Below are 1,027 nucleotides of genomic sequence, written 5' to 3'. Positions count from 1 at the left end.
CGACCAGCCGCGCCAATGCCCGCCCGTCCACCGCACGGTGGGAGCCGTCGGCCGCCGTCACGTCGAACCCGCGGCGGCCCGCCCGGACGTCGACATGGAACACCCCGGCCGGCGCGTCCTCGGGCAGGCGCACGGCGCCGGCGCCGAACGACACGCCGACCTTGCGATCACCGTGGACGATCTCTCGCCGCCGCACGTCGGCCGGCCCGAACCGGTGGTAGTGGCCGAAACGGTCGGCGCCGAGCAGCGACGCCGGCGAGGCGGCGAACACCAGCCACCGGCCGCCCCGGACGACCGCCGTCCGCGACCGCAACCCGAGCACGCGCTCCACCAGTTCGCTGCTGGGCCGGTCGGTCACCAGCTCCACATCGGTGGTCGGGGCGGTCACCGGCTGCCCGTGGCCGAACTCCGACGCCAGGGTTCGCTGGAACTCGTAGGCGGCGCCACCGGGGCCGTCCACGGCCGCCGCGGCACAGCTCAACAGCACGATGGAGTCCGGGCGCCGGTCGGCCATCGCGTCCCGGAACGGCTGCGTCCCGGCCACGATCCGGGCGAACGTCGCGCCGTCGACCGGCACGTCGACCCCGTCCGTGAGCGACACCACGATCCGGTGCGGCCGGCCGTGGGCCAGCACGTACAGCGTGTTGCCCGTCCACGGGGCGCGAACGGGGTCCGCCTCACCGCGGTCCCGCGCTTCGAGGTACTGGCCCGCCCACGGCGGCAGCTCGAAGGACTCGCTCTTGCCGTGGCCGCCGGCCCACTGCCGGTCCACCGCCTGTTCCCACCGGGAGGAGCGGAACGTCAGCCCGATCGTCCTGCCCCGTTTGACCAAGGGCTGGACCACGACGTCGGAGACCTCGAACTCGCGCGTGCGATCCGACCCCGTGGTGATCGCGAAAGCAAGGGTCCGGGACCGCACGTCGTCCCGCCACGCCTGCTCCTCGACGGTGACCGGGCCACCGTCGGCGAGCGAAGTGAAGCGGACCGCGGCCGGGGCGACGTGATGCGTGCGTCCGTCGTCGCCGGC

The 1,027-nt window shown here is 74.7% G+C and carries 1 protein-coding gene; it reads right to left on the bottom strand.

What is annotated here, in order from left to right; all coding sequences use genetic code 11:
* Positions 1-1,027, bottom strand: a 1,027-nt coding sequence (locus KUTG_RS48605) for a hypothetical protein (RefSeq protein WP_043726756.1), incomplete at both ends; no start/stop codon positions are given.

This window comes from Kutzneria sp. 744 (assembly GCF_000568255.1).
Taxonomy (GTDB): Bacteria; Actinomycetota; Actinomycetes; order Mycobacteriales; family Pseudonocardiaceae; genus Kutzneria.
Note: the sequence above shows the minus strand (reverse complement) of the source record. Positions and strands in the feature narration are given on the sequence as shown.